The sequence below is a fragment of the Pontixanthobacter sp. CEM42 genome (assembly GCF_017812015.1).
GTDB lineage: Bacteria > Pseudomonadota > Alphaproteobacteria > Sphingomonadales > Sphingomonadaceae > Pontixanthobacter.
Genome location: NZ_JADQTN010000001.1, coordinates 670,903 through 697,765 on the forward strand (window position 1 = coordinate 670,903; position 26,863 = coordinate 697,765).

The window sequence follows — 26,863 nt, forward strand, 5'->3', positions numbered from 1 at the left end:
GACGGGATATCCGTGTCTATGAATGGACGTAACATGCGCGGCGATACAGCAATGACAAATGGTCGCCGGCTGGCGCTGGCTCTGCTTGGCGGAACTATGCTGGGCGGAATGCCGAGTATCGCTTTGGCGCAAACAGCTGGAACGCAGGCCACAGAAGAGGGTGCTGGCGAACAGCCGGCTCCCGCTCCGCTGGCCGCACCGAGCCCGGATACTATCCGGTCTATTGCGATTACCGGCTCACAGCGGCTCGAGCCGCAAACGATCCTGAGCTACATTACGCTGCGCCCGGGCCAGCCCTATTCGCAGGCCGCAGCCGACCAAGCGTTGAAAGAGCTGTACGCAACCGAGTTGTTCTCCAACGCCAGCGTGCGAAACGATGGCGGTAATGTCATCATCGAGGTCGTCGAAAATCCGGTGATCAACCGTATCATTCTTGAAGGCAATAAGCGCATCAAGAATGACAAAATCGTCCCCGAAATCAAGCTGGCACCGCGGCAAATTTTCACTCGTTCCAAAGTGCGTGCGGATACTGCCCGTATTGTCGAGCTGTACAAGCGCGGCGGTCGTTTCGCGGCTACGGTTGAGCCGAAGATTGTCGAGTTGAGCCAGAACCGCGTCGATGTGGTCTACGAGATCAGCGAAGGACCGAAATCCAAAGTTCGCCAGATCAATATCATCGGCAACGAAATTTTCTCCGATGGCACGTTGCGCGGCGAGATGGTGACCAAGCAATCGCGCTTCACCACCTTCTTCAGTTCCAACACCAGCTATGACCCTGACCGTCTGGCATTCGACCAGCAAAAGCTGCGTCAGTTCTATTTGACCGAAGGCTATGCCGATTTCCGCGTTGTTTCGGCGGTGGCGGAACTTACGCCGGACAAAAAAGACTTCATCATCACTTATGTGGTCGAGGAAGGCGAACGCTACAAATTCGGCGAAGTGGCGGTCGACAGTCAGATCCGCGATTTCGACAGCGATTTGATGAGCGACCGGCTGCCTATGAAAACCGGCGATTTTTATGACGCGAAGCTGATCGAAGATACGGTTGAGCAACTTAGCGAACTGGCCGGTACATTCGGCTACGCATTCGCTGATGTGCGCCCGCAATTCCAGCGGAGCAAAGAAGATCTCACAATGGGCATCACCTTTGTCCTAAACGAAGCACCGCGCGTTTATGTCGAGCGGATTGATGTGAACGGCAATACGCTGACGCAGGACAAGGTTTTGCGCCGCGAATTCCGTATCTCCGAAGGTGATGCGTTCAACTCCATTGGTGTGAAGCGTTCGACCAACCGGATTAAGTCGCTTGGCTTCTTCCAAGAAAATTTCGAAATTGAGCAGAAAGACGGCAGTGCGCCTGACCGGATTGTTCTTGAGGCTAACGTCGAAGAGAACCCGACGGGCGAATTGCAGCTTTCGGCCGGCTTCTCCTCGATTGAAAGCTTCATTCTGTCGGCTTCGATCCGTCAGCGGAACTTCCGCGGACGTGGTCAGACCGTTGGCGCAAGCGTCAACTATTCGCGCTTCTCACGCTCGTTCAATCTGAGCTTCACAGAGCCTTATGTGTTTGACCGCAACATCTCAGCCGGTGTCGATTTGTACCGCCGCGATTTCAACAGCTTCAACTTTACCGGTAGCGATCGGAATACAACGTTTCGGCAATCGACCACGGGTGCTTCGCTTCGCGTCGGTGTTCCGTTGTCAGAGTACATGTCGCTGGTTGGCAGCTATACGTTCAATTATGATGACGTTACGCTCGATGAGAACCAGTTCTTCGCCGATCTGGACGGCGACGGGGTACGTACCTGTGAACCACTGATTGCAGGCCGCTTCTTGTGCGAAGCGATTGGTCAGCGTGTCAGTTCAATTCTCGGTGTGACACTGGCATACGACAATTTGGACAGCCGGTTCCGTCCGACGCGCGGCTCCAGTGTATCTTTGACTACCGAAATTGCCGGATTGGGCGGTTCGGTGAAATATATTCGTAACCGCGCCAATGCGAAACGTTATTGGAATGTGTTCAACGGCTTCATCTTCTCGGTTTCGGCCGAAGGTGGTGCGATCAACGCTTGGGGCGGTGCGGATGTTCTTCTGACCGACCGTTTTTTCCTTGGTGAGCCGCAGATTCGCGGGTTCGATATTCGCGGCGTCGGTCCGCGCGTTTTGCGCCAGCCAATTCGCGATGACGGCAATGGCAATCCATTGCTTATCACCGATCGCGACCAGATTTCTGACGATGCGATTGGTGGTAACGCTTACTATCTTGGCCGCGCAGAGCTTGAAATTCCGCTCGGCACAGGGGCTCGTGAGTTGGGCTTGCGTCCGTCGATCTTTATGGATGTAGGTGCGTTGTTCAACGTGACCACACCGCAATTGCAACAGAGCCCGTTCCCAGGCGGACTGGCATTCCAACTGCGTGACAATAGCGGTAATCCGCTGTTTGTGACCGCTGCAGGCTTGCCGACCACAGATACGGTAGATGACATGGGCAATGCCCTTTCGCCGCTCAACCGGACTATTGCACCGTTCCAAGAAGTGTTCTTGGGCGACTCCGCTTCACCTCGCGTCACGATTGGCGTCGGGGTTAACTGGAACTCTCCGTTTGGACCGTTCCGGATCGATTTCGCCCACGCGTTGCGTAAGCAACCGGGCGACGACACCAAAAAATTCTCCTTCAATGTAGGAACTCAATTCTAATGAAAACTCTTATTAAACCGGCACTTGCTGCTGGTCTCGCTATGGCCGTCATGGCTCCTATGGCAGCGCCCGTTCAGGCACAAGTAGCTGGAATCGCAACGAGTACGCCAGAAATCGTAATGGTTCGCTCCGCCGCGCGTATCGCTGGTTACTCGGCGATCAACACAACTTATGCGACCCAGATCCAGCAGATCAGCACATTGCGTCAGCAGATTGCTACACAAACGCAGAGTCTCGACACGAATAGCGATGGTCAGCTGACACAGGCTGAAGTAGATGCAAACCCGACGGTTCGTGATCAAATTCAGGCTAACCAAACCACCGTTGATACGCTCAGCGCACCGATTGCTTTGGCACAATATTACGTGATCGAGCAGTTGATCAATGATTACGGCAATGCCCAAACGCAGGTCATCCAAGCGAAGAACATTCAAGTGATGCTCGCGCCGGAAGCATTCCAATATGCCGCCGAAGGTATCGACGTAACCGATGATATTCTGGCTGTCGTCAATCAGCGTCTGCCAGCGGTCGCTACTACGCCGCCACAAGGCTACCGTCCGCGTCAGAATACTGTCGATACGCATCAGGCGGTTCAGCAGATTATCCTTGCCGCAGCGCAGCGTCAGGCAATTCAGCAAGCGCAGCAGCAACAGCAAGCCGCACCGGCGCAGCCAGCGCCGACTGGCCGTTAAGACACACGATAGATCCTTGGGGGCAGGGCTATGAGTACCGACAATGGCGCCAACGAAAATGCTGGGGCCGCTTATGACATTCAAAAGATACTCAAGGCTCTGCCGCACCGCTATCCGCTACTTCTGGTAGATCGCGTCAAGTCACTGGAACTGGGCGAGAAAATTCACGCGGTGAAGGCTGTGTCCTTCAATGAGGAATTTTTCCAGGGGCATTTCCCCGGTGCGCCAATTATGCCCGGCGTACTTCAGATCGAAGCGATGGCGCAAGCCGCTGCGATTTTGGGGATCGAAACCCTGGAATTGGCGGGCACAGGCAAGCTGGTGTTTTTCATGGGAATCGAGAACGCCAAGTTCCGTTCACCTGTAACGCCGGGCTGTCTGCTCGATATGCATGTCGAATTCGTCCAAAAACGCAGCCGTGTCTATAAATTCAAAGGTGTGGCTAGTGTGGAGGGCAAGGTGACCTGCCAGGTCGAATTTACCGCGATGATCGCTGATCCACCCACCGCGTAATTTTCTTGCCAAACACTCGCGCCACCGTTACTGGCGCGCATCTTATTTCAATTGCAGCTCCGGTCGGAACCGGGGCGAATGCATAAAGGACATATGCCATGAAGGCCGAAGGACATCCCGATTACCACATGATCACGGTCAAAATGACCGATGGTACCGAGTTTCAAACGCGCTCCACATGGGGCAGCGAAGGTGACACTTTGTCGCTCGAAATCGACCCGACCAGCCACCCTGCGTGGACCGGCGGTAAACAACAGCTGCAAGAAGGCGGCCGCGTTGCCAAATTCAACCAGCGCTTTGGCGGTCTGTCACTCAAAAAGAAGTAAATCGTACTTCGATCGAAATAGAAAAGGGCGGTCCTGCGGGATCGCCTTTTTTCGTTTGGGGGTTTGCGAGTGATCAGAGACGCTGATTAGCGGGGTTGGCAAATCGATCAAACCGGTCATAACTGGTTCCGGTTTTGGGGGCTTCTTGATGCATTTATCGCACCGATTGTTGGCTTTGGGCATGTCCGCGCTTGTCCTTCATGGCTGCGGTGGATCCGATGGTAGCCCCAGCGTTTCGACGCCTATTACTGGGGGCACACCAACGCCGTCTCCCACGCCAACCCCCACACCAACGCCAACAACAAGCGGTTTTCAGTTTGGTCGCGCGGTTAATACGGATGCGGGCGCACCGCTTGCCAGCCTTGATCCGCAAACCGGTGCTTTGCACTACGCGCTCTATGCCAATCACACTCAAGCCAACGCAGACAATATGCTGCCTGATTTTTCCCATGCAGGATATGGCGGTGGCGGTGTCGCTTTGCCGAGCTATGCCAGTGTTGCCGTACAGCAGACGCTTAGTCCGCAAGCTGGTGACAATCGTGCGGCAATTCAGGCTGCGATTGATGCAGTCGCTGCTTTGCCCGCCGATGGCCGCGGTATTCGCGGGGCGGTGTTGTTGTTGGCGGGGGAATATCAGGTCAGTGGACCGATAGAAATCACAACCGGCGGAGTAGTTCTGCGCGGCGAAGGGCAGGGTGCCAATGGTACCGTGCTCACCGCGACCACGACGACACCGCAATCCACACTGATCGTGGTTCGCGGACAAGGGTCAGGCCGGCGTCCGACCGCTGCAGCGAACCCAGCCCAAACCGACATAACGCAGAGCTTTGTCCCGGTAGGCACGGTCAGCGTGGACGTTGCAGATGCGAGCGGCTTCGCCTCCGGTGATCCGATTGCGATTGTGCGGACGCCAAACGACACGTGGCTGGGTGCGAGCGGCGTCAATATGGCGCAATATGGATGGGATACGGGCAGCTACGCACTTGCGATCGAGCGCACGGTTACGGGTGTTTCCGGGAACACAATCACCTTCGATGCGCCGGTTACTGATGCGATCGAGACGCAATTTGGCGGCGGCTATGTCTATCGGACGGATACCACCGCCCGATTGCAGCAAGTTGGTGTTGAAAATCTACGGCTTCAAACGCTCGATTATGCGGATGTAACACGCGAAGATCGGGCATTCTTCGCGATCGCTTTCGCGGAAGTCGAGAACAGCTGGGTGCGCGATGTGACATCACGTTTTTTCTCCCAGGCATTCAATTTCTACGACGGTGCGCGGTTCAACACGATGCAGGATGTGGCTTTCATTGATCCCGATTTTGAAGTGGTCGGCGGGCAGCATTATGCGTTTGATTTCAAAGACGCTGGGCAGAATTTTTTCCAGCGCTGCTACAGCCGTGAAGGGCGCCACAGCTTCACTTCCGGATCGCGCGCGACTGGTCCCAATGTGTTCCTCGATTGCCTCGCCGAAAACAGCACCAATGATAGCGGGCCTCATCATCGTTGGGCGACAGGAACGCTTTTCGACAATGTGAAGGACAGTTTGCTCCGTGTTCAAAACCGTACGACCTCGGGCTCGGGTCACGGATGGGCGGGCGCGCAGCAATTACTGTGGAACAGCGAGCTTGATGAGTATGTGCTGCAAACACCGCCCTTCGCTATGAATTGGGCGGTTGGAATTGTCGGCAACCGGATCGATGGCAGTTTTTCACCGGGCGAAGCAGACGGAATGATCCAAAACGCCGGATCACGTGTCGCGGTGCGCAGCCTTTATCTACAGCAGCTTGAGGACCGTCTTGGGGTACAGGCGGTGACGAATATCACCTTACCTGCACAGCGCAGTGGCCCCATCTGGACTGAGCTGGCAGCGTGGGCGGGTGAAGGAAAGTTCAGCCCGTAGTTTGGGGGGCTAATTCTTCAAACGCGTTCTAGCGGTATATGTGGACCGTCGGGTTGTTCAATCCGGATGACGTCTTTGGCGCGCACGACACCGCCGTCAATCGCAACGGTCATGATTCCGGCCTTGCGAATGAGACCATCGGGCGATTTCTCGATCACTTCGCTTAGCAACCCTGATCGGAAGTTCTCGATCTGCTTGCACGGGTTGCGCAGGCCAGTGACTCGAAGAACTGCGCTCCCGCCGATATGGAGCAACGTTCCGCGCGATAGGTCGAGCAGATCTATTCCGCGCGTCGTGATGTTTTCGCCCAGATCAGCGGGAGCGATTGTATAGCCTTTCCGGCCAAGTTCCTCGAACAGTTCGGAATGGATCAGGTGGACTTGGCGTAAATTGGGTTGATCGGGATTTGCTACGACGCGCGAGAGGTGTTGAACCCGGTCACCCGCATGCGCATCCCCTTCGACGCCGTAGCCCGCACGAATCGTAATCGCGTCGACCACCTGTTTAGAGAATCGATGAGTCCCATCTTTAGCCACGGCGAGGACATGCGCCGCAGTCATCCCCATTCCCGCTCACGGTACCACTTGGTCAGGACATATTTCAGGCCCTTACGCACTTTCATCCCGTGGTGCAGCGTATTGGGATTGACCCGGCCATCAGAGCGGCGATTGTTCCAGCAAAGCAGCTTCCCCGCCTCCGGCTTGAAAATCTTGTTGATCGCTTTGAATCGGGTGCCGCCGCCAGCATCGACATCGTTGAGATAGATCATGAAAGTCCAGGTGCGCTGCCCGGCGACCGAGCAGTATTTTTGGAAATCCTGTCCATCGGGCGCAAAATAATCGGTGTGCGGTTTGAATTCCTGCCCGACATCATAGCGTTGGCCTTGCAGCGGTTCGCCATGTTTGGGGTCTATTCCTGATAACTCGGCGAGCAGCGCCTCCATCTCAACCACGGCAGGCGCATCGGGCGCTAGGTCGCAGGTTTCGCTGGTACGGAAATATTGATCGCCATTGTCATCGGCGATGGTTGAGGGGCGGCGCTCTGCATCAATCCGTGCGATCAGGCGCTTGCATAGGTCTGGTGTAACGAAATCGCGCAATTGGAATATCTCGACCTTGGGCGAGGGGACGCGCTGGATACCACTACGCATAAGCAGCTTCTCTGCCGAAGATTCGCCCGCCAATCCCATGCTACGGAGTGTTACCCAGCCAGAGCGACTTCGCAAGCCGCGTAATAATGTTGCGCGAAGCGTCCCGGAATGCAGTTTTCGCTTCCCAAATTACAAAACCTATGCAATTGGCTCGCGCCCGCATCGGAAGCGGCTTGACCGCGCGGCGTGCAGGGCTAACAGGCCCGACAGCACGGCTTCAAAAGACGATGCGGACAGAATTGTGGCGACCGTAGCTCAGTTGGTTAGAGCGCCGGTTTGTGGTACCGGAGGTCGGGGATTCGAGCTCCCTCGGTCGCCCCATTCTTTCCCTTTTTGGCCGTCAAAACCAGCGCGGATACACCGCTGCGCAATTGGGGCAATGCAGATGACGGCATTCTGGACCGAAGCAGATTTTGATGATCACGAGCACGTTCAGCTCGTGCGCGATCGCAATTCCGGTCTGACAGCTATTATTGCGCTCCATTCAACGCATCTTGGCCCCGGCGCGGGTGGCACACGCTTCTGGCACTACGCCGAACCCAAAGACGCAATCCGTGACGCACTGCGACTGAGCCGCGGTATGAGCTACAAGAATGCGATGGCCGGCCTGCCTATGGGCGGCGGCAAAGCAGTGATCTTGGCTGACAAGGACCGCACAAAGACGCCCGAAATGCTGGCAGCATTCGGCGATGCGGTGAATGCGCTTGGTGGTCGTTATGTAACGGCGGAAGATGTTGGCATCAGCGAAGCCGATATGGTCGCTGTGTCCAAGCGCACAGATTATGTTTCCGGGCTGCCAGTTACCGGCGATGACGCCGCTGGCGGCGATCCCGGGCCATTTACTGCCATGGGCATCTATCACGGCATCAAAGCCGCTGTGCAGCACAAGCTCGGCAAAGATACTGTTAAAGGCGTCCACATCGCTATTCAGGGTATCGGCAGCGTTGGCGGCGGCGTTGCCCGTCTGCTAGCTCATGATGGCGCGAAGCTGACACTTTCGGACATCAATGAAGATCGCGCAAAGGCCTTGGCAAGCGAGTTGGGTGGCGAATTCGCAGCGTCTGACGGAATAATGAGCGTCTCGTGCGACGTGTTCAGCCCCAATGCACTGGGCGCAATTTTGGACGACGAGGGAATTGCCCGGTTGGACACGCCGATTGTTGCGGGCGGGGCGAACAACCAGCTCGCGCGTCAGGGGCATGGCCAACAGCTTGCGGATCGGGGTATTCTCTATGCGCCAGATTACGTCATCAATGCAGGCGGTATCATCAGCGTTGCGATGGAATATCTGTGCAAGCAGCACGGCGAACCCTGCGATATCAACGAGGTACGCAAGCGGATCGCGCAGATCCCGGGGCGACTCGAAGAGATATGGCAGGAAAGCGCCAGCACTGGCGTTTCATCTGATGCAGTTGCCGACCGGATGGCGCAAAAACTGATCGGGCGCGGCTGACGGGGGATTCGACCATTGAGCATACTGGTCGATCATTGCTTGCTACCCCTAGCATCACCTGTAAAAGCTAGTGCTTGAAATCATGCACGGCTTTGCGAATCCCAAACGTTTTCTAGCTCTGGCGAAGTGGCTCACGCCGCTTCTGCTGGTCAGTGGACTTGCCTTGGCGACAATTGCCTTGGTTTGGGGCCTATTCTTTGTTCCGCCTGACCGCCTGATGGGGGAGACCGTACGCATCTTATTCATCCACGTGCCGGCCGCTTGGCTGGGTATGGGCGGTTGGACTGCGATTGCGATTTCCAGCCTGGTATTGCTGGTGTGGAAGCACCCGCTGGCGAGCCTTGCGGCGCGCGCTGCGGCGGTGCCCGGCGCGGTATTTACCGCATTATGCCTGATCACTGGCTCAATTTGGGGACGACCCACGTGGGGAACATGGTGGGAATGGGATGGCCGGCTCACGTCGATGCTCGTCCTGCTGTTCCTTTACTTCGGATATATTGCACTGGCGCAGGCGGTTAGCCGCGAAGGCGGGTCGAGCCGTATCCCGGCAATCTTTGGTCTTGTCGGTGCGATCAATATTCCGATCATCAACCGCTCGGTAGTGTGGTGGAATTCGATCCATCAACCGCCGAGCATTACCGTTGGCAAAAGCGCAATTGACCCGGCATTCCTCATTCCGCTTGGAGTGGCCGTTCTCGGCTTCTCGCTGCTGTTTGGCGGAGTAGTATTGGCCCGGATGCGCGCACTGCTTGCGGAAATTCAAACCGAGGCGCGTCTTCGCCGCAAAGCGTCAGGGAGCGAATAATGCGCGAGAATTTGCCGCAATGGGATTTCGTGATTGCGTCATATGCTGTCGGTATTGTGGCAGTGCTCGCTCTGGTCGCCTGGAGTTGGGCGTCGATGCGCAAGGCCGAGAAACGCCGTGAAGAGGTGAAACGCAAGTGAGTTCTGTTCTGAAGGCAAAGCATCAGCGTCTGGTGCTGATCATTATTGCGCTGATTGCCATTATTGGGGCGGGTCTGCTCGCATCTTATGCACTGCGTAACGAAGCGAGCCTGTTCTATACGCCGGATCAGATTGCCGCCAATCCGCCTGCACCGGGTCAGGCCATTCGCCTGGGCGGAATGGTACAAGAAGGATCACTCTCGACAATGGCAGACGGGATCACTGTGTCGTTCACGGTGACTGACAAAGAAAGCTCGACCGTGCCGGTGCGCTATACCGGCATTCTACCCGATCTGTTTGTTGAGGGGTCGGGTGTCGTCGCCGATGGCCGCATGGATCCGGACGGCACATTTATTGCTGATGAGCTGCTCGCTAAGCATGACGAGAATTACGTTCCGCGCGAATTGCAGGACATGGACCAGCATTCGCCCGACAAGACACTCGAGACGCTGGAGTCTGTGACTTGATCGCAGAGCTGGGCCTTGCTGCTCTTTGGCTGGCGGCGGCTTTGTCCGCGCTGCAATTGCTGGGCGGCGTCTTAGCGCAGCGCAAAGAAGCGAGTGAGATCGCGCGTCTCGTTCGTCCTGCCGCGATTATGCAGGGGGTGTTGGCCGGTTTCGCATTCCTGATGCTGCTGTGGCTGTTTTATGTGACCGATCTCTCGGTCAAACTGGTCGCAACAAACTCTCACTCGGCGAAACCATTGGTGTTCAAGCTGGCTGGTGCATGGGGCAATCATGAAGGTTCGATGCTTTTGTGGGTGACCGTTATGGCACTCGCAGGTGGACTGATTGCACTGGTTGAACGACGGCTACCCGAAAAGACGATGTTGGCCACGCTTTCTGCGCAAGCCTTTGTCGGTCTTGGTTTTTATGCGTTCTTGTTGCTGAGCTCGAATCCCTTTGAACGCCTGCCACAGCCCGCGTTGGAAGGAATTGGACTTAACCCGCTGCTGCAGGATATCGGGCTCGCCTTCCATCCGCCGACTTTGTATTTTGGCTATGTTGGCCTGTCAGTGGCGTTTAGTTTTGCTGTTGGCGCGCTGCTGACGCGGCAAGTCAACCCGAACTTTGCCCGCGCGATGCGGCCATGGGTATTGGGCGCGTGGATATTCCTAACGTTGGGCATCACCGCAGGCAGTTATTGGGCGTATTACGAGCTGGGCTGGGGTGGCTGGTGGTTCTGGGACCCGGTTGAAAACGCATCGCTGATGCCATGGCTGGCAGCGACGGCGTTGTTGCATTCGGTCGGAGTGTTGGCAGCGCGTGATGCGCTCAGGACGTGGACGATTATGCTCGGCGTAATCGCGTTCTCGATGTCGATGCTGGGCACATTCCTTGTCCGTTCCGGTATTCTGACTTCGGTTCACGCGTTCGCTGTGGATCCGGAGCGTGGGTCATTTATTCTAGTGCTGCTGCTGCTCTACATTGGCGGTTCGTTGCTGCTGTTTGCATTGCGCGCAAATACCGTTTCCGAGGGCGAACGGTTCTCCGTAACAAGCCGCGAAGGGGCGCTGGTGTTCAACAATGTGATGCTGAGCGCGCTGCTTGGCATTGTGCTGCTCGGCACGCTCTATCCGTTGCTGACCGAGGCATTTGACGTTCGCGTTTCGGTCGGACCTCCATATTTCAATCCTGTCGGTGCGATCTTCACCATCCCGATGCTTCTGATTATGGCGGTCGGCCCGCTGCTGCGCTGGCGCGGTGACAGTTTCGCGCGGATCAAAAACTCGGTTGCGATAGTCGCGGCGATTATGCTGGCAGTTTTGGCACTGGTCCTGATCCTTGGGTCATATGGATTGCTGCCGGTCCTTGGCCTCGCCGTTGCAGCGGGACTGGCCGTGGGAAGCTTCCTACCGCTCAGAGGGCGCAATTTGATGCGTGCGCCGCTCTCCCTGTGGGGCATGGTGATCGCGCATTTCGGCATTGCCGTCGCGCTCTTCGGCATGGCGAGTGAGACTGCATTCTCTGAGGAGAAACTGGCGGCTGTACCTGTCGGCGAAAGCGCTCAGGTAGGTCCATGGAATGTCAACTTGGAGCAAGTTGCTCCGGTCGCTGGCCCGAACTGGACCGCTATTCAAGGGCGTTTGGCGGCGAGCTATGATGGCGGTGATCCGGTGATACTCACTCCGGAATCGCGCAACTTCTGGGCTCCGCCGCAGGAAACAACCGAAAGCACGCTTGCAACCCGTTGGAACGGACAGCTTTATGCTGTGATTGGTAACCAAGCCGCTGATGGCCGTTGGCAGTTACGCCTGTGGTGGAAGCCGTTTGTGACCTTCATCTGGTATGGCGGCATTCTGATCGCACTGGGCGGTTTGCTCGCTTTGATAGGAAGGCTCCGCACTGACCTTAAGCGGCGCTATGTCAAATCGCGTCAGGCAGACCGGGCGAAGGAGGCCGCCGCGCTATGACCAGTCTGAAAGTCTGGATTCCGCTTGCGATTTTCCTGCTGTTCTGCGGAGTGGCGGCATATCAGCTGACTCAACCCAAGGATGAATTTGTCGAGAGCACTATGGTTGGTAAACCGGTGCCCGATTTTGAACTGCGTCCAGCTTTGGCTGAGCTTCCAGGGGTGTCGATCGCTGATCTGAAGGACGGCAAGCCGAAACTGCTCAACATTTGGGCGAGTTGGTGCGTGCCCTGCATTGCAGAGGCACCGCATCTGGACGTTCTCAAGCGGCAAGGCGTGGAGATCGTCGGCGTCGCAATCCGTGACCGTCCTGAAGATGTTGCGCGGTTCCTCAATCAGTATGGCAATCCGTACACCAAAATCGGCGCCGATGATCTGTCGGAAATCCAACTGAGCATTGGTTCGTCTGGCGTACCAGAGACTTTCGTGGTCGATGGAAATGGCATCATCAGGCACCAGCATCTCGGCGATGTTCGGGCGGAGCATGTTCCAGTGCTTCTGCAGAAATTGGCGGAGGCCGGGGCCGGGGCATGAACCGTGCAATTGCCTCAATATTGGCTGTGTTGTCCCTGTTCGCGCTTCCATTAGCCGCACAGCAATCACTTCCGCCCGCGCCACTTGCATACGAACAACTGGAAGACCCGGCGCAGGAGGAGGCTGCTCAGGCGCTCATGGAAACGCTGCGCTGTCTCAAATGTCAAAGCCAATCGATTGCCGATAGCGACGCCCCGATGGCTGGCGATATGCGTCATCAAGTCCGCAGCCGTATTCAAGCGGGTGAGGAGCCTGAGGCGATCCGCGCATGGCTGGTGGAGCGCTATGGCGATTATGTCAGCTACGCCCCAACGGTTAGCGAAACTACGTGGCCATTATTTGCTGTACCGGTTCTGCTGCTGCTGGTTGCTGGCCTGATCCTGTGGCGTCGTTTGAGGAAAGCATCATGAGCTGGCTCCCGGTTATCGCGCTGGCTTTGGCTGCATTTCTAGTGGCAGCGTTCGTCCTAAAACTGCCAAAAAGCGGCTGGGCTTTATTCGGCGCTGCGCTACTCTTCGGGTTGGCAGGTTACGCTATGCACGGTTCGCCCGGTTATGCAGGTTCACCGACCGAGAACGTCCCGGAAGCCAATCCCAACAACGCGGCGATGGTCGATGCACGGCGGGAATTCTTCGGCATGGATAGCTTGCCCAGCCGGTATGTCATTTCCTCCGATGGATTTGCGCGCAACGGGCAGTTCGAGGATGCTGCAGGATGGATGCGCAATGCGATCAGCGAAAACCCGAATGATGTCGAGGCATGGGTAGGTCTAGGCAATGCACTGGTTGAACACGCCGACGGCTCGCTGACGCCGGCCGCGCTTTATGCCTACTCACAAGCGGAGCAGATCGCCCCGCAGAACCCCGCCTCGGCCTATTTCCTTGGGATTGGCCTATTGCGGTCGGGCCGGGCAACAGAGGCGCGTGGCGTTTGGGCTCAACTGATCGAGAACGCGCCTGAGGACGCAGAATGGGTCGAGCCAATGAAGCTACGCTTGGAGCGGCTCGATGCGATGCTTGCACAAATGGGCGGGCAACAACAGGTGACGCCGGGACAGTAGCCAACTGCGTGTTGCGGTGCACAAGCGTAGCTGCTAGTGGCCGCCGCCTTTCGACTGGTGATTGATTGCGCGCCGTTTAGACGCAATCGGGATACCTGATTTATGGCAGAAGCCTCGACACATAGTGTTCAACCGCCGCCGGGCTCGCAAACGGGGCATAGCGCCTCGAAAGCTGCGCTTGCCGTTGGTGCGATCGGTATTGTGTTCGGTGATATCGGCACCAGTCCGCTTTACGCCTTTCGTGAGACATTTGTTGGCCCGCACCCGCTGGCGCTCGACACCGCGCATGTGCTCGGCGTTATCAGTCTGATTTTCTGGTCGATGACCCTGGTTGTGGCGATCCAATATGTCACCATCCTGATGCGTGCCGATAATAAGGGGCAGGGCGGTAGCCTCGCCTTGGTCGCGCTGATTTCGAGCCATATTAGCGGCAAGAAATATGGCTGGGTCGCGGTGCTGCTCGGCGTATTTGCGACATCGCTGTTTTATGGCGACAGCATGATCACGCCGGCGATTTCGGTGCTGTCCGCTGTTGAAGGTCTGACAGTGGTCGATGAAGGCCTGTCCGACTACGTGATACCGATTGCACTGGTCCTGCTGATCTTCCTGTTCGTGCTGCAAAAGCGGGGTACAGCGAAGGTCGGTGCGCTGTTTGCGCCGGTGATGATCGTCTATTTTACCGTTATCGCCAGCATGGGCGCGTGGCAGATTGTGCAAACACCTGACATCCTATGGGCGCTAAACCCGTATTACGCGGTGAATTTCTTCATTATCGACGGCTTCACGGCGTTTCTGGCGCTCGGTTCGGTGGTATTGGCGGTTACCGGTTCAGAGGCGCTCTACTCCGATATGGGGCACTTCGGGCGCGGTCCGATGCGGTTATCATGGTTTGGCTTTGTGATGCCGTGTTTGCTGCTCAATTATTTCGGGCAGGGCGCGATGATTATCGGCCTACCGAATGAGTTGGCAGTAGAAGCGATCCAGAGCCCGTTCTTCTTCCTGGCAAGCGAGGAATGGCGCTTGCCGCTGGTTTTCCTCGCCACCTTCGCGACCTTTATCGCCAGCCAAGCGGTTATCTCGGGCGCATTCTCGATCACTCACCAAGCGATGCAAATGGGCTATATTCCCCGCCTGTCGATCCGCCACACCAGTGAGACCGAAGGCGGCCAGATTTACATCCCTATCGTGAACTGGGCGCTGATGATTGCTGTCATCGTGCTGGTCCTGACGTTCCAGAACAGTTCCAACCTTGCCTCGGCATACGGCATCGCGGTGACCGGTGCGGTCACCATCGATACGTTGCTGATGGCGGTGCTGCTGGTAGGCGTGTGGAAATGGAAGTGGTGGTATGCCGCGCCGGTCGTACTGCTGTTCCTGATCGTTGACGGAGCCTACTTTGCCGCGAACCTCGCGAAAGTACCCGATGGCGGTTGGTTCCCGCTAATGGTTGGTGCAGTCGCCTTTACATTGCTCACCACATGGGCACGTGGTCGCAAGCTGATGCGCGAACGTATGAGCGAAGTTGCGTTGCCGATGGAAATCTTCGCCAAATCGGCCAAAAACAGCGCAACTCGCGTTCCTGGCACCGCGATCTTTATGGCGTCTGCCAAGGGCGGGGTGCCCTCCGCATTGCTGCACAATATCAAGCACAACAAAGTGCTGCACGAGCGGGTGGTGATCCTGACGATCCAGATCGCCGAGATACCCTATGTCGATCCGGACGGACGCTGCGAGTATTACGATCTTGGCGACGGCTTCTTCCGGGCCGTGTTGCATTACGGCTTTATGGAAGCGACCGATGTGCCCGAAGGCTTGAAAAGCATGGCGGTATGCGGCGGTGAATTCGACATGATGCACACCAGCTTCTTCCTGTCGCGCCAAACGCTGCTGCCGTCCGACAAGCCGGGCATGCCGATCTGGCGGGAGAAGATCTTCGCGTGGATGCTGCGCAATTCAGCGACCGCGATGGAGTTCTTCAGACTGCCGACGAACAGGGTTGTGGAGCTAGGAAGCCAGGTGCGAATTTAGATCTGGTTTACCTGGTGTTCGTCATTCCCGCGAAAGCGGGAATCCAGAGAAGTCGATCGCTGAGCCACCCTGGATTCCCGCTTTCGCGGGAATGACGTCGGTTGGAAGTATTAAGCCGTCGGTGGCTCGTCCTTCACCACATCATCCTCAGCGCCAACATCCAGGCCATGCTTCATCAGCATCGGGATTTGGGTGAAGGTAAAGATGAAGGTCAGCGGCATAAACACCCAGAACTTGGCCCATAGCCATGTCTCGAATGTGCCGTTTTCGACATTGTAGAGATAGCGCAAAACTTCATTCAGCCCGGCAAGGGCGAAGAAGAAAAAGCCCCAGTTGCGCGACAGTTTCAGCCAGCCTTCATCGCTCAGCCCCTCGAATGCGGCCTCTAGCAGAATTTTGAGCAGAGCCTTCCCCTTCCATGCCCAGCCAATGACCAGTGCGGCGCCGAACAGCGAGTAGATGATTGTCGGTTTGAGCTGCACGAATGTCGGATCGCCGAAGAAGATCGTCAAACCGCCAAAACCGACAATCAAGGCGGTCGAGAACCATAACATTGGCGACACTTTGCCTAGCTTAACCTTGGAAAAGACCAGCGCAATCACGGCGGCCACCATAAAGGCGAGAGTGCCTTTGATGACTGCAGCAATTTCGCCGACAGCATCGCTTTCTTCGGGCGCGAAGTATTTGTAGACTGCCAAGAACACGACTAACGGGCCGTAATCGACTGCGACGTTGAGCCAACCAGAACTCTGTTTCTTTGGCGCTTCTGCTTCAGCCATCAGGCCACCCCCGCAATCACTTTGGCGACCAGATCGGGATCGAATGGTCGCAAATCATCAATTTTCTCGCCGACACCAATCGCGTGAATCGGCAAGCCATATTGCTCTGCTGCTGCGACCAGAACACCGCCGCGTGCGGTTCCGTCCAGCTTGGTCATAATCAGGCCGGTAACGCCTGCGACTTCCTTGAACGTCTCAATCTGGGCGAGGGCGTTTTGGCCGTTTGTGGCGTCGAGCACGAGCACCACATCATGCGGCGCTTCTGGGTTCAGGCGGCCGAGGACCTTGCGGATTTTGGCGAGCTCATCCATCAACTCGCGCTTGTTCTGCAGGCGGCCAGCGGTGTCGACCACCAGCGCGTCGATTCCTTGATCGGTCGCAGCTTTGACGCCGTCAAACACGATGCTCGCGGGATCACCGCCTTCCGGGCCGCGAATGATCGGTACATCGATACGCTCTGCCCATGTCGCCAGCTGTCCGATGGCTGCGGCGCGGAACGTGTCACCCGCCGCCAGCATCACGCCGTAATCGTCTTCCTGAAACAGGTGTGCCATTTTCGCGATGGTAGTTGTTTTGCCGCTGCCATTGACGCCGATCACAAGGAGGACTTGCGGGCGCGGAAAGGCGGTGATTTCGATAGGAACCGCAACAGGACGCAAAATCTCGGCGATTTCTTCGGCGACAGCTTCTTTCAACTCGGTCTCGGTGATGTTCAGGCCGAACTTCTTCTCGGAAAGCTTTGCGCGAATACGTGCGGCTGCCGATGGACCTAGGTCCGACATAATCAACGCATCTTCGACATCATCCAGTGTAGAGTCGTCGAGCTTCGCCGTGCCCACGACTTCGGTCAGATTGGTCGACAAGCGTTCCGACGTTTTGCGGAAGCCGCCGAATAGCCGGTCTTTCCAGCTCGTTTCGCTCATCGTTGCAAGCCCCCATCTCTTAACAAACCAGCGTCCAAGGCGGTCGGTGTGATTGTGAGAATAGTGCCCGGCGCAGTGCCTTCGGGAACCGCCACTCTCGCGAAATTGGGCGCATAGCCTGTCTCGTCGCGTTCGGCGAGGACTGATAGTGGTTTGCCGACTTGCTCCGCGAGCCACGCATCGCGTTGGTGGGCCACATCGCTGCGGAGTTCAGCCGCGCGTTGCTTGATCAGAGAGCGCTCCAACTGCGGCATCCGCGCGGCGGGCGTGTTGGGGCGGGGCGAGTACGGGAAGATGTGGCCATGCACGATATCGACCGCTTCGATGATCGAACGGTTCTCCGCGTGCATTGCGGCATCTTCGGTCGGAAAACCGGCGATCAAATCAGCACCAATGGCGATTTCCGGGCGGCGCGCTTTCAGCCGCTCGACCAAAGCAACGGCGTCGGCGCGCAAATGTCGGCGTTTCATGCGCTTTAGCATCATATCATGGCCATGCTGCAGCGAGAGATGCAGATGTGGCATCAGCCGCTGTTCCTGCGCAAACAGTTCCTCCAGTAGTGGATCGATTTCGATCCCGTCGAGCGAGGACATCCGCAGACGTTGCAATTGCGGGAAGGCATTAAGCACCGCCTCGACCATTGTGCCCAATTCAGGCGTGTCAGGAAGGTCATGTCCCCACGATGTGACATCGACGCCGGTGAGTACGACTTCAGGGGCGCCTTGCTCCAGATGCTTTTCGACTTGTGCGAGCACTTGCGGGATTGTCATTGACCGGCTTTTGCCGCGCCCCTGCGGAATAACGCAGAAGGTGCAGGCATGGTCGCAACCGTTCTGAACGGTGACGAAGGCGCGGGTGCGGCTCGGGACAATCGGTGTTGTTTCGACCGGCACATTCCATGCGCGGGGATCAAGTTTGGTGGTGTTGGCGATTAAACCGTCAACTTCGGGCATCGCGCTTAGCTGATCGCGTTCGATATCGGCTGCGCATCCGGTTACCAGCAGACGCGCATCTGGTCGTGCTTTGCGGGTTTTGCGAATGGTCTGCCGCGTTTGCCGAACCGCTTCCATCGTCACGGCGCAGCTATTAATGACGACAATATCGTCCTCGTCCGCCAGCATGGCCTTGATCTGCTCGCTCTCGGAAATATTGAGCCGGCAACCGAGAGAGATCACTTCTGCAGTGGCGGCTTTTGTCACGCGTAATCCGCCCACTCGAATGAGCCACGGAAAGCTTCGGTTGCGGGGCCTTCCATAATGATCGATTCACCGTCTGCCCATTCAATGTTCAGCTCCCCGCCGGGCAGTCGGACGCGCACCGGGGAGGTCACTAAGCCCTTCCGGATCGCGGCAACCGCCGTCGCGCAGGCGCCGGTTCCGCAAGCTTTGGTGAGACCCGCACCGCGCTCCCACACGCGCAAATTAATCGCGCCGTCACGAACATCAGCGACGTTCACGTTAATCCGCTCTGGAAATAGCGGGTCATTCTCGATCTCTGGCCCGAGCCGATCGAGCGGTATCTCTTCGCAATCACGTACAAAGAAGATCACATGCGGGTTGCCAACATTTACAGCGGAGGGATTGTTCAGCATTTCCCATGACACGGGCATCGCTCCGGTGTCCATCGCATAGTCGAGCGGGATGCTGTCCCACTCAAACCTAGGAAATCCCATATCGACCCGCGCACCGCCTTGTGTGGGCGATAATTCGATGATCCCACCGCCAGTTTCTACCTTGGCAGGTTCTCCGTGGAGTAGGGCGACGGCCCGCGCGGCATTACCGCAAGCTTCCACCTCTCCGCCATCCGAGTTGAATATCCGCATACGGAAATCGGCGCTGCTTGATCGTTCCAGCAGGATAAGTTGATCGCATCCGACACCCGAGCGCCGATTGGCAAGCGCAGCTGCGCTTTGCTCGCTCAGGGTTGGCAATTCTGCCTCACGCGCATCGAGCATGATAAAATCATTGCCGAGGCCGTGCATCTTGATGAAGGGAATGCGCATTACCCAGCGCATTTATGCATCGCCGGGGCTGCCGTCTAGTGGTGCGGTGTAGCCGGTGACCGGCTGAGGCGATTAAGCGCGGTTGCGCTGTTGATCGATGGACTGCTCTTCGGTCGGGACATCATCGGCGCTATCTTCGGCAATTCCCAGCACTGCGAGCAGTCCGTGCGCGGCCAATCGCTTGCGCACATCGTCGGCGCTTTCCGGACGGCCATAGTGATATCCTTGGCCCTTCATCGCGCCTTTGCCGCGCAGGGCCTCGAGTATCCGCTCATCTTCGATGCCTTCGGCAGTGACCGGCATCTCGAGCCCATCACCGAGCGAAATGATCGCAGTAACGATCTTCTCGCTCGCATCTTCCTCGTTCAGCTCTCCAACAAAACTGCGGTCGATTTTCAGTCGATCGAACGGCAGCGAACGAAGCTGCGCCAGGCTGGAATAGCCAGTGCCGAAATCGTCCAAACTTATCTTCACACCCTGGTTTTTCAGGCTGGTAATCATCGAGCGGACGATACCAACATTTTCGTGAATGCAGCTCTCGGTAATTTCGATCTCAAGCCTGTTCGCCGGGAAGTTATGTTTGACCAGCATTTTGAGCAATTTCTGCGAGAACCACGGATCGCGCAATTGCACAGGGGATATGTTGACCGACAGCGTCAGCTTGGGGTCCCATTCCTTGGCGTCGGCGAAAGCTTGCTCGATGAGCTGCTCGGAGAGTTGAGCGATAACGCCAATCTCTTCTGCTACCGGGATAAAAATTGCCGGATTCACTAGGCCGAGATCCGGTGATTTCCACCGTGCAAGCATTTCGAAACCGACGATCTCGCCGGTGTCCAGATCAATTTGTTGCTCGTAGAATGGCACGAATTCACCGGCATCAACACCGCGGCGGATGCCGGTTTCGAGTTCGTTGCGAAAACGCAGTTCGTTTTCCATGGACGCTTCGAACCAGAAGTAGCGGTTTTTGCCGTGACCTTTTGCGTGGTACATCGCAATGTCGCTGCGATGCATCAGCAATTGACCGTCAGGTACTTCCTTGTCGCGCAATTGCGTGGCGACAGTGGTTGTTATCCCAACCGACATGGTAATCTCAACAGAAACACCGTCGATGTCCTGTGGCTTTGAAACTTTTGCGATTAGTTGCGATGCGATTTGATCGACTTTGTCCGGTGCGCGTTGATCGAATGTCACGACACACGCAAACTCATCACCGCCCAACCGTGCGAGCAATGCGCCAGCAGGCAGCGTTGAGCGCATCCTCTCAGCGGCGGTTTTCAGTACCTGATCGCCAACTTTATGACCGTTCAAATCATTGACTTGTTTGAAGTTATCAAGATCAATCATCAGGAACGCGACAGCTTCATGGCCGTCCGCAGCTCCGGCAATGAGGTCGTCGGTGGCTGGCATAATGCTGCGCCGATTGAGGCATCCGGTTAGCGGATCCGTCTCTGCCAGCGTCTGCGCTGTTTCTTCCGCTTTACGGCGCTGCTCGATCTCGGAAACTAACTCACGATAGCGGCGCATGCCGAATATGATCAGGGCGATATTGAGGAGCAATGCGTTGATAATGAAGTTGTCCGGGCCTTCAGATCCCGACATCCAATTGCGCACGATTTGCGGGAGTACCGCACTGCCTGTGCCGATGAACATCAAGATCGCGGCGACAGCTATGCCGAGTGCGACAATATCACGCTCTATACGCCGTTTAGCGTTGCTGAGATTGGTGCTCTTTTCCGACATATGTGATCCGGACAAAGTAATGCCCAGAATTCCCCCTTACGGCGCGACAACCCGAGCCTTATGTCGCAGGGCATTGAAGAAGTGGTTAATATGGCCAATGAGGTACCCTAAGGACTTGTACGGAGCGCTGTTGGAACTGCGATCCGCAAATCGATAATCGACAGGAGCAATGCCATGCCGCGATACTGGCTGATGAAATCCGAACCCGATGCATATAGCTGGGACGATTTGGTAGATGAGAAGGAAGGTACTTGGGACGGGGTTCGCAACCACCGGGCCAAGAATAATTTGGCGGCGATGGAAGTCGGCGATCAGGTTTTCTTTTACCATTCCAATGTTGGATTGGAGATCGTCGGTATTGCCGAGGTGAGCGTGGCCGGGATCACTGATCCGACCGATCCGACTGGTAAGTGGGCCGCTGTAAAAATCGTCCCGAAGCAGAAATTACCTAAAGCGGTGACGCTAAAACAAGTCAAAGCCGATCCGAAACTCGCCGATATGGAACTGGTCAAATTGATGCGCTTGTCGGTTAGCGAAGTTCGCCCGGCCGAGTGGAAGCATATTCTCAAAATGGCCGGAGCCTGACTGCAGAGTAGCCGAATTTTGCATAATCGGGATGCTTAATGTCCCATCGTGCGACGGTCACAATTCCAGCACAGCGTGAAGGTTAGCGATGCGTTAACGCGCTTGGTATGAGAAGATCACTAGTCCTCACTGATGAAACTGCGGGTCACCCGTTCCTTGCATCTTTAGCGCCACATATTCGGAAGGAAGTGCCGCCGGTTAAGGCGCGTGAAGGGCTGAGACTGACGCGCGATGATATTCGGGGTTTCGTCGCCGCTTATCTTGGATGCTTTGTCGCGGTGTCGATCTTTATCAGTTAGCTTCCGCTTCGACGGCAGCTGCTGCTTCAAGCTCAGCTTTGTATAGTCGGCGACCTAACCAAGCCGAGAACAGGCACATAAACGCGCTCATCAGCAGTTGTTCAGTGATCGAAATACCAGCCATATTGAGGCCCATCGCGGCAAGCGAACCAACAACCATCGCGCCGGAATTTACGATGTTGTTAGCCGCAATTGTACGCGCAGCATGTTCGGGCGCTGCTCGGGTGGTCAAAAACGCGTAAAGCGGTACCACGAACATTCCGCCGGCCACGGCAATGCCCAGCAGGCTCAGCAACAAAAACGTTGCCATCGGCCAAGCGAGAAACTCGGTCACGCCGAGCATTTCTGTCGGCTTTTCCGCTCCCCATAAGACCGATACAAAATAGAACGCGACGACAAACAGTCCCATGAAGATGACCGAGATCGGTGAGTAACGGGCTGACACTTTGCCTTTCAGTAGAGCGTTGATAGCGACCGATCCGATGGCAACACCAACCGAGAAAACAACCAAGAATAAGCTAGCCACTGCAGGCTCTGCCATAATAACATTCTTGGCGAGCGGCACAAACTGGATGAACAGCACTGCGCCGATGGTCCAAAAGAAACTGATCGCCAAAATGGCGTAGTAGACTTCACGGTTGTGCATCGTTTCGCGGATCAGATGGACCGATGCGCGAAAGATGTTCCAATCGAGCTTTTCCGGATGTCCCTCCTGAGGTGGTGCATCGGGCACTTGGCGGCTCACGAAATAGCCAATGATCGCTGTAACGATGATCCCGGCCGCCGCATATTCGACTGCGATCCACCCGGCCAGAATAGTCCCGGCAAGAATGGCGATGTAGGTTCCTGCCTCGACCAGGCCGGTGCCGGCCAGCACTTCACCCTTCTTCAAATGTTGCGGCAGGATCGCATATTTGATCGGCCCTAAGAACGTCGATTGAACGCCTGTTAAAAACAAGGCGAGCAGCAGTAGAGGTATGGCGATTGCAGTAACTGCGATCCCTTTCCACGCCAGATACAGGCCGGTTGCGCCGATCAGCATCAGCAATATCTCGCAGGCTTTCACGGTGCGGATGATCTTCGCCTTGTCACGCATATCGGCCAATTGCCCGGCGAGGGCTGACAGTAGAAAGAAGGGCAGGATAAACAGTCCCGACGCGACGGCACTGAATGTGCCCTCAGAACTGGGAGAATTATACACCTGATAGACCACAAACAGGACCATCGCGTTCTTGTAGAGATTGTCGTTGAAAGCGTTGAAAAGCTGAGTCACAAATAGCGGCAAAAAGCGCCGTTTACGCAGAAGATGCGTTGTTGTGGTCATGGATCCCCGCGCAAAAGCTTCTGGTCTGAAACCAGTAATTTGGCCGGTCTAAAGGTTTGCGGCGCTCGAACAAGGGCTAAGAGCGTGAACAAGATCAAACATGTGCTTTTGCGCTGTGCGATACTGCGGTAAGGGCGGCGTAATGTTGACCCTGCCAAACATTCTGACTCTATCGCGTATCGTGGCGGTTCCGCTGCTCGCGGGACTGTTATGGTGGCCTGAATGGCGGCTCGGATACGCGCTGGCTACTGTGCTCTATGGCCTGATGGCGATCACCGACTATTTTGACGGCTATCTGGCGCGTTCGAGTGGGACAGTGTCCAAATTGGGCATCTTCCTCGATCCTATTGCGGACAAGATCATGGTTGCTGCAGTAATTTTGGTGCTGACCGCGCAGGGCTATCTGCGTGGACCATATGTAGGCGATCTCCATATTATCGCCGGACTGATCATCTTGATGCGTGAGATCGCGGTGTCCGGACTACGCGAATTCCTCGCTGGTTTGCAGGTCTCGGTTCCGGTCACAAAACTCGCGAAATGGAAGACCACGCTGCAACTTATGGCGCTCGGGGCGCTAATATTGGGGGGCGCTGTGCATGGCCCACCACCGGTTCTGCTTGAAAATGCGGCGCGGCCGTTATCTGAGCAATGGATTCATTTGGTCGGGCTAGGCAGCCTGTGGGGTGCTGCCATCCTAACGGTGATTACAGGTTGGGATTATTTGCGGGTCGGCCTCAAACATATGGATTGAGTGCCGGTGTAGAACGCCCTTACTCGATCATTCCTGCGGCTTGCTCGCGAATTTCAACCAGCGGAATGCCGAAGCGGTCACGCGGATCGTCGCGATCAAACTCTTCATCGTCGCTATAGCCGAAATGCTCGACAACTTTTTGATGTAACGGCAGATCGAACTTGATTCCGGCATTCTTGCCGAGGCGCCAAACAATCCGACCGGGCATGGCCACTTTATTGGTCAGCTTGATTTCGATTTCTGCGCCCTCTTGGGCATGCTCCTCTACAGTTTCGATCATGCAACCGCCGCTGGAGAGATTGTATAGCGAGGCGACAACGCCTTTGCCGTCAATCCGACAGTCGATTTCCTGATCAACTCTGAAGCGATTATATGAACGCATGTCCCGACCCTGCTTTTTGTTTTTCTAGCCGGTAACGCGTAGCGCAGTATTCACAAATAAAGAGTAAATAGCGAACTTACGCGAAGCGCAGGCGGGCTCGTCTAACCTGCCTTTAATTCCTGTGCCAACAGCTTGAATTCATCCGCACGCGGTGAATTTTTGCGCCATATAAGTGCGATCTCGCGGCTGGGGTTTACTGCTTTCAACGGTCGGACAATGACATCGGTGCCCGTCAGAATCCCGGAATCGATAGCCATTTCGGGCAGCATGGTCATACCAAGATGATTATCGACCATTTGCACTAGCGTATGCAGACTGGTGCCGATCATTGTCGCACTGGAACCAAGCTCCGGGCGGTTGCAAGCGGCGAGCGCGTGTTCCTTCAGGCAATGGCCATCTTCAAGCAGGAGCAGCTGGCCTTCGTCGATCATCGAGGCCGGTATTTCTTTTGGAGGATCGCGCGGATCGTCTTTCGGGAAGGCCACGAATAATTGATCGTTGGCGATATGCTCGGAATCGATCTCGCCCGCCGGGAAAGGCAGTGCCAACAGCACACAGTCTGCACGGCCATGATGAAGAGATTCAATCGCATCCGCGCTGGTTTCCTCGCGGAGAAACAACTTCAGGGCAGGGCGCTCTTTGCGAAGACGAGGCAAGATGCGCGGCAAGAAGAACGGTGCGATAGTCGGGATAACGCTCATGCGTAGCTCTCCTGACAGGGGCTTGCCCGAAGCCTGAACGAGTTCGCTCAGCTCTTCCGCTTCCCGAAGCAGACGATGCGCTTTTTCGACAACCGAATTGCCGAGCGGTGTGAACCGCACCACGCGACGGCTGCGTTCCACCAGCGTTACACCAAGCAGCGTCTCCAGTTCGCGGATGCCAGCAGATAGCGTCGATTGTGAGACAAAACTTGCCTCCGCCGCACGCCCGAAATGGCCGTGCTCATGCAGGGCAACCAGATATTGCAACTGCTTGATTGTGGGGAGGTAGGTGCTCACTCTTCAGCAGCTGCACCGGCCTCTTCCGCCGAGGCCTCTTCTGCCGCATCTATCATATCGGCGCGCATATCGTCGACGCTGCTCATTACCAGCTTGCCGTCGACCACCGCGAAACCAGTTTTTCCCTCGACCAGTGCGAGCGCGTCTTTGCCGAACACTTCGTAGCGCCAGCCATTCAGGATCGGCAGGTCGCGAATTCCAGCCGCAAGCGCTTCCATCTCATCGGACTTGGTTAGCAGGCGGCTGGCGACGTCAATTTCGCGCGCGCGGATTTTGAGTAGCAATTTTAGCAGGTCAGCAACTAACGCGCCTTCTTTGCCGAGTGGGGCGCCGCGCTTGTTCTTAACCGGCATCTCTTCTTTCGGGAGCGGTTCCGCATCCGTCAGAATCTTCATCAGCCGCTTGCCAATGTCATTTTCGCGCCATGCATTGGAAAGCCCGCGAACTTTGGCCAGATCGGACTGCTTTTTTGGCGGATGAGCGGCGATATCTGCCAGCGTTTCGTCGCGCATGATGCGGCCGCGCGGGATATCCTTGTGTTGTGCTTCGCCCTCGCGCCACGCGGCCAGCCCTTTGAGGCGGCCAAGCACTTGCGGATTGCGGCCCTGCGAGCGGATGCGACGCCAGGCATTGTTCGGATCGTTGCGGTAATTCTCAGGATCCGCGAGCTTTTCCATCTCCGCATTGAGCCAGCCGCCGCGACCTGTCTTGATCAGCTTTTTCAGCATCAGCGGGAAAATTTCGGACAGATAGGTAACATCACCAATAGCATATTCGATTTGGCGGTCGGTCAGCGGGCGGCGGCTCCAATCGGTGAAGCGTGCGCCTTTATCGACTGTGGTGCCGAGCCAACTCTCGACCAGATTGGCATATCCGATCTGCTCGCTCTGGCTGATTGCCATCATCGCGATCTGGGTGTCGAAGATAGGGTGCGGGGTTTTGCCGGTGAGATTGTAGATAATCTCCACATCCTGTCCGCCAGCGTGGAAGATTTTCAGCACCTCCTCATTGTCGCACATCAGATCGAGCAGGCTGGTCAGATCAATGCCATCGGCCAGCGGATCAACAGCCGCCGCCTCTTTATCATTGGCGATCTGGACGAGGCACAGTTCGGGGTAATAGGTGTTCTCGCGCATGAATTCCGTATCGACGGTAACGAATTCGGATTGTGCAAGGCGGGCGACCAAATCATCGAGAGCTTCGGTCGTGGTAATCAAATCATGTATTTTCATGTCATTCTTTACTATGCGGGCGGAGTACCGCCACTCGGGACCCGCATCAGCGTTCTGTCACCTTGACAAAACACCGCGGTTCCCCTGTTAGCCCGCCCAGAGTTTAGAGCGAGAGCGCGAACGACGCGCCCTTAG

General features: G+C 56.3%; 27 protein-coding genes and 1 tRNA gene. 17 read left to right on the forward strand and 11 right to left on the reverse strand.

Annotation, left to right across the window (positions count from 1 at the left end):
* Positions 1 to 33: 33 nt before the first annotated feature.
* The 5 genes from bamA to J9777_RS03270 all read left to right on the forward strand — a co-directional run bounded on the left by bamA (position 34) and on the right by J9777_RS03270 (position 6,131).
* A complete protein-coding gene (gene bamA, locus J9777_RS03250; RefSeq protein WP_245228491.1) occupies positions 34 to 2,697 on the forward strand; it encodes an outer membrane protein assembly factor BamA in 2,664 nt (887 codons plus the stop codon).
* Positions 2,697 to 3,389, forward strand: coding sequence for an OmpH family outer membrane protein (locus tag J9777_RS03255; protein WP_209347345.1), 693 nt, complete (start codon positions 2,697 to 2,699; stop codon positions 3,387 to 3,389). The genes bamA and J9777_RS03255 overlap by 1 nt, the downstream gene beginning before the upstream one ends.
* Before the next feature lie 30 nt (positions 3,390 to 3,419).
* Entirely contained in the window at positions 3,420 to 3,902 is a 483-nt protein-coding gene (gene fabZ, locus J9777_RS03260; RefSeq protein ID WP_209347346.1) for a 3-hydroxyacyl-ACP dehydratase FabZ, read from the forward strand.
* Between the two features lie 98 nt (positions 3,903 to 4,000).
* Positions 4,001 to 4,228 carry a 50S ribosomal protein L31 gene (gene rpmE, locus J9777_RS03265; RefSeq protein WP_160613663.1) on the forward strand — a complete coding sequence of 76 codons (228 nt, stop codon included), beginning with the start codon at positions 4,001 to 4,003 and terminating at the stop codon, positions 4,226 to 4,228.
* Between the two features lie 181 nt (positions 4,229 to 4,409).
* Positions 4,410 to 6,131: a glycosyl hydrolase family 28-related protein gene (locus J9777_RS03270; protein WP_209347347.1), complete on the forward strand. Its 1,722-nt coding sequence runs from the start codon at positions 4,410 to 4,412 to the stop codon at positions 6,129 to 6,131.
* A gap of 17 nt (positions 6,132 to 6,148) precedes the next feature.
* Here J9777_RS03270 and J9777_RS03275 read toward each other — a convergent pair whose 3' ends face one another.
* Positions 6,149 to 6,691, reverse strand: coding sequence for an MOSC domain-containing protein (locus J9777_RS03275; RefSeq protein WP_245228492.1), 543 nt, complete (start codon positions 6,689 to 6,691; stop codon positions 6,149 to 6,151).
* Positions 6,688 to 7,320, reverse strand: a complete 633-nt coding sequence (locus J9777_RS03280; RefSeq protein ID WP_209347349.1) for a 2OG-Fe(II) oxygenase — start codon at positions 7,318 to 7,320, stop codon at positions 6,688 to 6,690. The genes J9777_RS03275 and J9777_RS03280 overlap by 4 nt, the downstream gene beginning before the upstream one ends.
* Before the next feature lie 205 nt (positions 7,321 to 7,525).
* Between J9777_RS03280 and J9777_RS03285 the strand changes: the two genes are divergently transcribed.
* The 10 genes from J9777_RS03285 to J9777_RS03330 all read left to right on the forward strand — a co-directional run bounded on the left by J9777_RS03285 (position 7,526) and on the right by J9777_RS03330 (position 15,713).
* Positions 7,526 to 7,602 (forward strand) — tRNA-His (locus tag J9777_RS03285).
* A gap of 64 nt (positions 7,603 to 7,666) precedes the next feature.
* Positions 7,667 to 8,734 (forward strand): Glu/Leu/Phe/Val dehydrogenase, encoded by a 1,068-nt coding sequence (locus J9777_RS03290; protein ID WP_209347350.1) that lies wholly within the window; start codon positions 7,667 to 7,669, stop codon positions 8,732 to 8,734.
* A gap of 82 nt (positions 8,735 to 8,816) precedes the next feature.
* Positions 8,817 to 9,539: a heme ABC transporter permease CcmC gene (gene ccmC, locus J9777_RS03295; protein WP_209347351.1), complete on the forward strand. Its 723-nt coding sequence runs from the start codon at positions 8,817 to 8,819 to the stop codon at positions 9,537 to 9,539.
* Positions 9,539 to 9,679: a heme exporter protein CcmD gene (gene ccmD / locus J9777_RS03300; RefSeq protein ID WP_209347352.1), complete on the forward strand. Its 141-nt coding sequence runs from the start codon at positions 9,539 to 9,541 to the stop codon at positions 9,677 to 9,679. Before ccmC ends, ccmD begins: the two co-directional genes overlap by 1 nt.
* On the forward strand, positions 9,676 to 10,146 hold the full coding sequence (gene ccmE / locus J9777_RS03305; protein WP_348631924.1) for a cytochrome c maturation protein CcmE: 471 nt from the start codon (positions 9,676 to 9,678) through the stop codon (positions 10,144 to 10,146). The genes ccmD and ccmE overlap by 4 nt, the downstream gene beginning before the upstream one ends.
* Entirely contained in the window at positions 10,143 to 12,092 is a 1,950-nt protein-coding gene (locus J9777_RS03310) for a heme lyase CcmF/NrfE family subunit (protein WP_209347353.1), read from the forward strand. The genes ccmE and J9777_RS03310 overlap by 4 nt, the downstream gene beginning before the upstream one ends.
* A complete protein-coding gene (locus J9777_RS03315) occupies positions 12,089 to 12,625 on the forward strand; it encodes a DsbE family thiol:disulfide interchange protein (protein WP_209347354.1) in 537 nt (178 codons plus the stop codon). The genes J9777_RS03310 and J9777_RS03315 overlap by 4 nt, the downstream gene beginning before the upstream one ends.
* Positions 12,622 to 13,035, forward strand: coding sequence for a cytochrome c-type biogenesis protein (locus J9777_RS03320; protein ID WP_209347355.1), 414 nt, complete (start codon positions 12,622 to 12,624; stop codon positions 13,033 to 13,035). The genes J9777_RS03315 and J9777_RS03320 overlap by 4 nt, the downstream gene beginning before the upstream one ends.
* The gene (locus J9777_RS03325) at positions 13,032 to 13,685 is read left to right on the forward strand and encodes a tetratricopeptide repeat protein (RefSeq protein WP_209347356.1); all 654 of its coding nucleotides are present in this window, start codon (positions 13,032 to 13,034) and stop codon (positions 13,683 to 13,685) included. Before J9777_RS03320 ends, J9777_RS03325 begins: the two co-directional genes overlap by 4 nt.
* A 102-nt stretch (positions 13,686 to 13,787) precedes the next feature.
* Positions 13,788 to 15,713 (forward strand): potassium transporter Kup, encoded by a 1,926-nt coding sequence (locus J9777_RS03330; RefSeq protein ID WP_209347357.1) that lies wholly within the window; start codon positions 13,788 to 13,790, stop codon positions 15,711 to 15,713.
* A 110-nt stretch (positions 15,714 to 15,823) separates the two neighbouring features.
* Here the strand turns inward: J9777_RS03330 and J9777_RS03335 are convergent, their stop codons facing one another.
* The 5 genes from J9777_RS03335 to J9777_RS03355 form a co-directional block, all read right to left on the reverse strand.
* Positions 15,824 to 16,492, reverse strand: coding sequence for an inner membrane-spanning protein YciB (locus J9777_RS03335; protein WP_209347358.1), 669 nt, complete (start codon positions 16,490 to 16,492; stop codon positions 15,824 to 15,826).
* Positions 16,492 to 17,415: a signal recognition particle-docking protein FtsY gene (ftsY, locus tag J9777_RS03340; protein ID WP_209347359.1), complete on the reverse strand. Its 924-nt coding sequence runs from the start codon at positions 17,413 to 17,415 to the stop codon at positions 16,492 to 16,494. The genes J9777_RS03335 and ftsY overlap by 1 nt, the downstream gene beginning before the upstream one ends.
* Positions 17,412 to 18,614 (reverse strand): MiaB/RimO family radical SAM methylthiotransferase, encoded by a 1,203-nt coding sequence (locus J9777_RS03345; protein WP_209347360.1) that lies wholly within the window; start codon positions 18,612 to 18,614, stop codon positions 17,412 to 17,414. The genes ftsY and J9777_RS03345 overlap by 4 nt, the downstream gene beginning before the upstream one ends.
* Positions 18,611 to 19,417, reverse strand: coding sequence for a diaminopimelate epimerase (dapF, locus tag J9777_RS03350; RefSeq protein WP_209347361.1), 807 nt, complete (start codon positions 19,415 to 19,417; stop codon positions 18,611 to 18,613). Before dapF ends, J9777_RS03345 begins: the two co-directional genes overlap by 4 nt.
* A 72-nt stretch (positions 19,418 to 19,489) precedes the next feature.
* The gene (locus J9777_RS03355; RefSeq protein WP_209347362.1) at positions 19,490 to 21,157 is read right to left on the reverse strand and encodes an EAL domain-containing protein; all 1,668 of its coding nucleotides are present in this window, start codon (positions 21,155 to 21,157) and stop codon (positions 19,490 to 19,492) included.
* A gap of 174 nt (positions 21,158 to 21,331) precedes the next feature.
* Between J9777_RS03355 and J9777_RS03360 the strand changes: the two genes are divergently transcribed.
* Positions 21,332 to 21,742 (forward strand): EVE domain-containing protein, encoded by a 411-nt coding sequence (locus J9777_RS03360; protein ID WP_209347363.1) that lies wholly within the window; start codon positions 21,332 to 21,334, stop codon positions 21,740 to 21,742.
* Positions 21,743 to 22,033: 291 nt separating this feature from the next.
* On the opposite strand, the gene J9777_RS03365 is transcribed toward J9777_RS03360, so the two are convergent.
* Positions 22,034 to 23,365, reverse strand: a complete 1,332-nt coding sequence (locus tag J9777_RS03365) for an MFS transporter (protein ID WP_209347364.1) — start codon at positions 23,363 to 23,365, stop codon at positions 22,034 to 22,036.
* 142 nt (positions 23,366 to 23,507) lie between these two features.
* Between J9777_RS03365 and pgsA the strand changes: the two genes are divergently transcribed.
* Positions 23,508 to 24,116, forward strand: coding sequence for a CDP-diacylglycerol--glycerol-3-phosphate 3-phosphatidyltransferase (gene pgsA, locus J9777_RS03370; protein WP_209347365.1), 609 nt, complete (start codon positions 23,508 to 23,510; stop codon positions 24,114 to 24,116).
* Positions 24,117 to 24,135: 19 nt separating this feature from the next.
* Here pgsA and J9777_RS03375 read toward each other — a convergent pair whose 3' ends face one another.
* The 3 genes from J9777_RS03375 to rnd form a co-directional block, all read right to left on the reverse strand.
* Positions 24,136 to 24,498, reverse strand: coding sequence for a PilZ domain-containing protein (locus tag J9777_RS03375; protein WP_209347366.1), 363 nt, complete (start codon positions 24,496 to 24,498; stop codon positions 24,136 to 24,138).
* A gap of 101 nt (positions 24,499 to 24,599) precedes the next feature.
* Complete coding sequence (locus tag J9777_RS03380; protein WP_209347367.1) at positions 24,600 to 25,496, reverse strand: hydrogen peroxide-inducible genes activator; 897 nt, start codon at positions 25,494 to 25,496, stop codon at positions 24,600 to 24,602.
* Positions 25,493 to 26,728: a ribonuclease D gene (gene rnd / locus J9777_RS03385; RefSeq protein WP_209347368.1), complete on the reverse strand. Its 1,236-nt coding sequence runs from the start codon at positions 26,726 to 26,728 to the stop codon at positions 25,493 to 25,495. Before rnd ends, J9777_RS03380 begins: the two co-directional genes overlap by 4 nt.
* Positions 26,729 to 26,863 lie beyond the last annotated feature (135 nt).

Excerpts from the sequence above, each read along its gene's own strand:
- J9777_RS03375 (WP_209347366.1), bottom strand. The coding sequence starts at position 24,498 with ATGCGTTCATATAATCGCTTCAGAGTTGATCAGGAAATCGACTGTCGG.
- J9777_RS03320 (WP_209347355.1), top strand. The coding sequence starts at position 12,622 with ATGAACCGTGCAATTGCCTCAATATTGGCTGTGTTGTCCCTGTTCGCG.
- ccmD (WP_209347352.1), top strand. The coding sequence starts at position 9,539 with ATGCGCGAGAATTTGCCGCAATGGGATTTCGTGATTGCGTCATATGCT.
- J9777_RS03270 (WP_209347347.1), top strand. The coding sequence starts at position 4,410 with ATGTCCGCGCTTGTCCTTCATGGCTGCGGTGGATCCGATGGTAGCCCC.
- J9777_RS03330 (WP_209347357.1), top strand. The coding sequence starts at position 13,788 with ATGGCAGAAGCCTCGACACATAGTGTTCAACCGCCGCCGGGCTCGCAA.
- rnd (WP_209347368.1), bottom strand. The coding sequence starts at position 26,728 with ATGAAAATACATGATTTGATTACCACGACCGAAGCTCTCGATGATTTG.
- J9777_RS03325 (WP_209347356.1), top strand. The coding sequence starts at position 13,032 with ATGAGCTGGCTCCCGGTTATCGCGCTGGCTTTGGCTGCATTTCTAGTG.
- J9777_RS03360 (WP_209347363.1), top strand. The coding sequence starts at position 21,332 with ATGCCGCGATACTGGCTGATGAAATCCGAACCCGATGCATATAGCTGG.
- J9777_RS03255 (WP_209347345.1), top strand. The coding sequence starts at position 2,697 with ATGAAAACTCTTATTAAACCGGCACTTGCTGCTGGTCTCGCTATGGCC.
- J9777_RS03365 (WP_209347364.1), bottom strand. The coding sequence starts at position 23,365 with ATGACCACAACAACGCATCTTCTGCGTAAACGGCGCTTTTTGCCGCTA.
- J9777_RS03290 (WP_209347350.1), top strand. The coding sequence starts at position 7,667 with ATGACGGCATTCTGGACCGAAGCAGATTTTGATGATCACGAGCACGTT.
- fabZ (WP_209347346.1), top strand. The coding sequence starts at position 3,420 with ATGAGTACCGACAATGGCGCCAACGAAAATGCTGGGGCCGCTTATGAC.
- bamA (WP_245228491.1), top strand. The coding sequence starts at position 34 with ATGCGCGGCGATACAGCAATGACAAATGGTCGCCGGCTGGCGCTGGCT.
- rpmE (WP_160613663.1), top strand. The coding sequence starts at position 4,001 with ATGAAGGCCGAAGGACATCCCGATTACCACATGATCACGGTCAAAATG.
- J9777_RS03280 (WP_209347349.1), bottom strand. The coding sequence starts at position 7,320 with ATGGGATTGGCGGGCGAATCTTCGGCAGAGAAGCTGCTTATGCGTAGT.
- dapF (WP_209347361.1), bottom strand. The coding sequence starts at position 19,417 with ATGCGCATTCCCTTCATCAAGATGCACGGCCTCGGCAATGATTTTATC.
- pgsA (WP_209347365.1), top strand. The coding sequence starts at position 23,508 with ATGTTGACCCTGCCAAACATTCTGACTCTATCGCGTATCGTGGCGGTT.
- J9777_RS03275 (WP_245228492.1), bottom strand. The coding sequence starts at position 6,691 with ATGACTGCGGCGCATGTCCTCGCCGTGGCTAAAGATGGGACTCATCGA.
- J9777_RS03335 (WP_209347358.1), bottom strand. The coding sequence starts at position 16,492 with ATGGCTGAAGCAGAAGCGCCAAAGAAACAGAGTTCTGGTTGGCTCAAC.
- J9777_RS03355 (WP_209347362.1), bottom strand. The coding sequence starts at position 21,157 with ATGTCGGAAAAGAGCACCAATCTCAGCAACGCTAAACGGCGTATAGAG.
- J9777_RS03315 (WP_209347354.1), top strand. The coding sequence starts at position 12,089 with ATGACCAGTCTGAAAGTCTGGATTCCGCTTGCGATTTTCCTGCTGTTC.
- ccmC (WP_209347351.1), top strand. The coding sequence starts at position 8,817 with ATGCACGGCTTTGCGAATCCCAAACGTTTTCTAGCTCTGGCGAAGTGG.
- ftsY (WP_209347359.1), bottom strand. The coding sequence starts at position 17,415 with ATGAGCGAAACGAGCTGGAAAGACCGGCTATTCGGCGGCTTCCGCAAA.